Annotated in this window: 7 protein-coding genes; 1 reads left to right on the plus strand and 6 read right to left on the minus strand. The window is 35.7% G+C overall.

The window, feature by feature from the left end; translation table 11 throughout:
- Positions 1–580 precede the first annotated feature (580 nt).
- From H4J67_RS19260 to H4J67_RS19270, 3 genes are all read right to left on the minus strand, one after another.
- Complete coding sequence (locus H4J67_RS19260) at positions 581–1105, minus strand: hypothetical protein (protein WP_182204724.1); 525 nt, start codon at positions 1103–1105, stop codon at positions 581–583.
- 111 nt (positions 1106–1216) lie between these two features.
- Positions 1217–1567, minus strand: a complete 351-nt coding sequence (locus tag H4J67_RS19265) for a hypothetical protein (protein ID WP_182204725.1) — start codon at positions 1565–1567, stop codon at positions 1217–1219.
- Between the two features lie 121 nt (positions 1568–1688).
- Entirely contained in the window at positions 1689–2042 is a 354-nt protein-coding gene (locus tag H4J67_RS19270) for a hypothetical protein (protein WP_182204727.1), read from the minus strand.
- A gap of 544 nt (positions 2043–2586) precedes the next feature.
- On the opposite strand from H4J67_RS19270, the gene H4J67_RS19275 reads away from it, so the two are divergent.
- Complete coding sequence (locus tag H4J67_RS19275; RefSeq protein WP_182204728.1) at positions 2587–2901, plus strand: hypothetical protein; 315 nt, start codon at positions 2587–2589, stop codon at positions 2899–2901.
- Positions 2902–3093: 192 nt separating this feature from the next.
- On the opposite strand, the gene H4J67_RS19280 is transcribed toward H4J67_RS19275, so the two are convergent.
- The 3 genes from H4J67_RS19280 to H4J67_RS19290 form a co-directional block, all read right to left on the minus strand.
- A complete protein-coding gene (locus tag H4J67_RS19280; RefSeq protein ID WP_182176811.1) occupies positions 3094–3312 on the minus strand; it encodes a hypothetical protein in 219 nt (72 codons plus the stop codon).
- A 103-nt stretch (positions 3313–3415) separates the two neighbouring features.
- Positions 3416–3697: a hypothetical protein gene (locus H4J67_RS19285; RefSeq protein ID WP_182172789.1), complete on the minus strand. Its 282-nt coding sequence runs from the start codon at positions 3695–3697 to the stop codon at positions 3416–3418.
- Between the two features lie 1200 nt (positions 3698–4897).
- On the minus strand, positions 4898–5266 hold the full coding sequence (locus tag H4J67_RS19290) for a hypothetical protein (protein ID WP_182204730.1): 369 nt from the start codon (positions 5264–5266) through the stop codon (positions 4898–4900).
- Positions 5267–5430 lie beyond the last annotated feature (164 nt).

Genomic DNA, 5430 nt, shown 5'->3' on the forward strand with positions numbered 1-5430 from the left:
TGCTTGAATTGGTGAAATATATTCAGATACTTTCTCTGCATCTTTTGTACTAGCACACCCAGACAGCGCCCCGATTAAAACTAAACTAAGTATTCGAAACAAGATGAAACTCCTATATGCCTAACGCCCCATTAAGAGGCAAATAATAGTTGGCTAAAATAAGCGACGAAGGAGCAAATAGCCAACTGTTATTTGTCCTGCTTGAATGGCTTGTTATATTTTATTTTCCACTTTAGGGTAGATGAATAAATAGTACATAAAACTCCCCAAAAAAATTGAAACGAACATTACGACAACCCAAAAATATTGCCGATTCTTTGCCGCCTCACTAAGCATTGAGAAAAAGTGAATACTGCCAAATATCAAAATGCATAATATAAATAAAATTGCAGGCGAACCAGTAAGTGTTTCTATAAAAAATAGAGATGTGACCACACAAAAACTAACAACGAAAGCAACTCTCTGCAACTTTAGATTCAAACCCTATCCTCGATATAAAATATAACGCCTTGCTAAGCGGCGCGCGTTAGCGCGTCCAGTGGAGGCCGTTTTTTGGCCGGAACGATGCTTGAGCAACTTGTTAGGTTTTGACGGCACGATGATTAAACCGAGTTATTTGTTTGAACCTCAATACCGGTTTGTCACCTACAAAACATATAGTGGCTGATTTGATAATATTTTCTTGAAAGGCACCAGTTACGTATTGTGGATTGATAAAGGTACTTTCCTTGCCTTTTAATGGGATGACATACTCGAACTCTTGAGAGTTCTCTTCGATTAGTTCGTTCGGATTCCCAAAATTTGCTGGAATATTCTGAAACCCTCGGCACTCTAAATTAACCTCCTTTCCATGTGATTCATACTTTAATATGTAGCCGTGCCACATACATGGAGAGGCTTTACGATTGAATACGCATTCTCCATTTTCTTCGAATGATAGATCTTCACCATATTCATAGATGATCCACTCTCCATCTCTCTCAGTCATTTTTCCTTGTAAAAATGAAATAACTTGGAAATCTCGAGCACCTTCAGGCTGACTTTCAATCGCAGCGCATCCAGCAAGACTAGACAGAGCAATAATCAGTAATAAACGATAATTCATAAATAGAAACCTAACGCCCTATTAAGGGGCAAATTGTAGTTGGCTAAAATGTGTAGCGGAGCGGAACTAGCCAACTGTTATTTGTCCCACTTGAATAGCTTGTTAGGTGCATTAATCACCCATAAATATCAGCTCGCTTTGTAATTTAACCGATAGTTTACTCGCATCCAATAGAGATTCGAGTGTATCTATAATTTCCTGCTTATTTAATGGAACAAGATCATCGTGAATAGTTTCATACCTAATTTCACTTTTTTGAGTAATAGCAAGCGTTTCAAGTGCAAAAACAATTACATATTTTAATCTACGGCAATCCTCAATAGAATATTCTGTACTGCCATACTCATCTATTCTTTCAACGCCTACATTTATTATTGGCAGAAGATACTCTTGGATTTCAAACGAAGGGAAATACCAGCTTTCACCTTGTTCATTAAGTTCGGATACTATCCAGTTAATCACAGTACATCCTTATGCACCTAACGCTTTGCTAAGCGGCAATAAAATTGTTGGCTAAAATAAGCGAGGAACGAGCAAAAAGCCAACTGTTTTTTGTCCGTTTAAGCAACTTGTTAGCAATACCCTACACCGATAGAGAATCGAATTTAACAAATAGCATGCCGATTGAAAACATAATAAACCCTGGGATTGCATGAACAAATACAATTGGATATTGAACTATAGCGGATTTAGTTGGTATAAAAAAATACGGATCTAACTTTTGAATTAACTTATAAATTGGTTTAACTATCGGTTTAAGATAAGTTTGAAAATAATAGCCACATACAGCCATTGCCTGAACTTCCAGAAGCAAAACAAAAAATTCTAAACCAATACCATCCAATAGCACAGCAATAGCTATAAACTCTGGCTCTAGTAACAAAAATAAAACTAGAAGAAAGCTAGACATTTTCCATGGGAATTTTGGCAATTTCATACTCAGTCCTTAAGGTATTGCTAACGCCACGTTAAGCGGCAAAAAATTGTTGGCTATAATGTGAACGGAGTGAAACAGCCAACTGTTTTTTGTCCGTTTGAACGTCTTGTTATAACGAGTTACTCCAAAGGTAATCCCATTCTTCCGTGCTTACATTTCTCTTATCGACGGTTCTTAAGCACCCAAGTAGCTCTAAGCTATCAGGCACTGCCACTACCAAATACATATGATGTTCAGAGCCCTTAAACCTGTAGAAGTTACAAATGCTCTTTGAGGTTAATTTCATATTGGAGCAGAATTCATTCGTGGACTTCAGAAGATCATTTGCATGTTTAGAATTAAACTTTTCCAAGTGCTTAGCTCGCCCCAGATAAATTGGCAATAGCTCCTCGATTTTTATCGATTTACTATTATATTCAACATGCAAGGTGTTAGCCTCACTAGCAACATTTTTTGAGTGATATAGGTCTGAATTTATAACTTCTGCAACGATTTTCTCCATAAGCCTCTTATTCGTTATAACGCCTAATTAACAGGCAAAAAATTGTTGGCTAAAATAAGTGAACGTAGTGAACAAAAAGCCAACTGTTTTTTGTCCTTGTTTAATTTCTTGTTAGGTATACTTTACACCAATCTTGGAATCAGAGGATGTATGAACCAAAATAATAAAGGTACAAACACACTGATTATTAATAAGTTAAGGGAATATGAGCCATTTCTTAACTTAGGTATAACAGCTATTAAACCTGCATATAAAATAGATAAAAAACAGGTTCCAAGTAACAACAAAAACAAAATTATTTCTATGACGTCACCACCACCTTTAGGCTCTCCGTCAGCAACAGAAAAAGTCCAATAAAGCGTTGCACGAAATATAAAAGCTATAACCATAATCACTAATGGAGCAACAGCTAAAAATTGATATATTCGCCGAGTTATCATGTATACCTAACGCCTCATTAAGAGGAAATTTATAGTTGGCTAAAATGTTGAACGCAGTGAAAACAGCCAACTGTAAATTTTCCTGCTTTAATGACTTGTTATATACCGTTTACTCGTTAAGTATGTTTTCTTTTACTTTATCCGGTAATTTATCCCATAAAACATCGTAATAATACTTTCGGATTAACGGGTAATTTTCCTGCCCGAATTTTGCGACTTTATCAGAATCAGAGTAGTTCATTGGTTGATGGAATAGCTCGTTAGCTTTTTCCATAAATCCATAAAGCTCAAGCAACTCAGCTTCTGTTAATTGGACACCTGAACTCATAAGTTTCCTTAGGTATATAACGCCCAATTAACGGGCTAAAAATTGTGGGCTAAAATGGAGCGAAGCGAACAGCCCGCTGTTTTTAGTCCTGTTGAATTGCTTGTTATATGGCAACTTGCTTAGCCAATTTTGCCTGAATTTCGTTTACCAATTCAGTTGAACCTTTGATTGATAAACCTTCATAGGTTTCGGAATATATCTTAATTTTTTTAGAATTGATATTTGCTTCCCAAACCAATATTTCCTGAGAACCTACGACGTTATAATTCTTCTCTTTAACTGTTGCACCAAAGCTAGCCAAGACAATTTTAAGTGCCTCGAATAGCTTGTCATCAGTTTCTGAGCCTAAAAGTACAGTTGAAGTGCCAAACATATTTCTTGCCATATAACGCCCCACTAAGAGGCAAATGATAGTTGGCTATAATAGAGAGCGAAGCGAACAAAGCCAACTGTTATTTGTCCTGCTTGAGTGGCTTGTTATGTGTAAACTCTACTTCGCTTACGCCAATATAAAATAAAATAAGGAAACACTGCAACAGGCCCTGCCATAATTAATGACCAACCCCATAATACTGCTTTTGAACTTGTTTTATTTCTAAAGAAGTCAGAAAGCATCCAAGCCCAAAAGATAAAAAAGGAAGGAAGACATACTGAGATTAAAATTATTTCCAATATATTGAGTTCAATTGATGAAACTTGCTCTCCGTAAATTATATTCTGTAGAAACATATAAGAAACTAGCAAAAAAGAATTCAATGCTAATAAGTGCACAAACATCGATGAATTTACTTTAAGCAAATTGACTCCAAAATATCATTTACACATAACGCCCTGTTAAGGGGCAAATTGTAGTTGGCTAAAATGTGAAGCGAAGCGGAACTAGCCAACTGTTATTTGTCCCGCTTGAACAGCTTGTTATAACCGTATTTGAATATATCTATACCAACTAATAGAAGGCCAGAAAGAAACAAGACAATACTTGAAATTATTAAAAAGCCTTCGTAGAATCGATTCGAATTTGCATGTATGGATAAAACTAAATTATCTATGGTGCCTTTGGTATTCACTTTATCTATAAGTAATTGATAGTTGGCTTTACTATCTATATTAAAATATCCAATGATAACCTTTTTACCATACCATCCAGAATTTATAGCCCCATTAGTACTTGAGCGACTAGATGTTAATTTTAATCTCTCAGTTTCACCTAATTCGTTGTTTAATAAAATACTGATACTATCTAAGCCGTCATTTCTTGTTTTCCCGTCAAACTCAGCAACAATATAGAATTCATTTTCTAATGGCGATAGTTCGAGTTGAACCCCATATTTGTCATTTTCTTTTTGAAAATAGCCAATATTGTTTGTTTCTATTTCATCTAGTAAAGATACAGGAAATCCGAAAGTAAATAATATTACTCCTACAATTATGAACCCAGCTCCCCAAACGCCGATTTTTGATAAATTAATTTGAGGTTACTCCAAGGTTATAACGCCCTGTTAAGGGGCAAAAAATTGTTTGCTAAAATGTTGAGGGACGAAACAGCAAACTGTTTTTTGTCCCGCTTGAACAGCTTGTTATGTTTTTAAGACTTTTTACCCATTTGTTTTATTTCAAAGTCTGCTGCACCAGTGCCAGCTTCTTTAAATGTTATTAAAAACTGAATGCCATTATTGGGTGATTTTACAATCCACATCTCTCTCCATGAACGGGAGCCAACTTCTCCAACAGGTTGTTGAATTACAAACTTTAAAATTTCAGTACCAGAGTCATTAATGGAGTCTCCGACTATTTTTTCTAAACTCGCTGTCGCATCTGATATTAATTTTTGATTTGCAAGCGATCCTTCTTTAGCAACTCCGGGCTTAACTTTTGAAACAGGCTCAAGCTCATTTGTAGCCTTACAGCCAGATATAAGTAAAACAGAGATTGCTAAGATTAATTTAAAATTCATTTTTAACTCCTTTTAATGCGACATAGTAGATAGAAAACATAACGCCCATTTAAGGGGCAAAATAACGTTGGCTAAAATAAGTGAACGGAGTGAACAAAACAGCCAACTTTATTTTGTCCCGCTTGAAATTCTTGTTATGTTTTGAACACTACGACATACCGATC

The sequence above is a fragment of the Colwellia sp. BRX10-4 genome (assembly GCF_014077465.1).
GTDB lineage: Bacteria > Pseudomonadota > Gammaproteobacteria > Enterobacterales > Alteromonadaceae > Colwellia_A.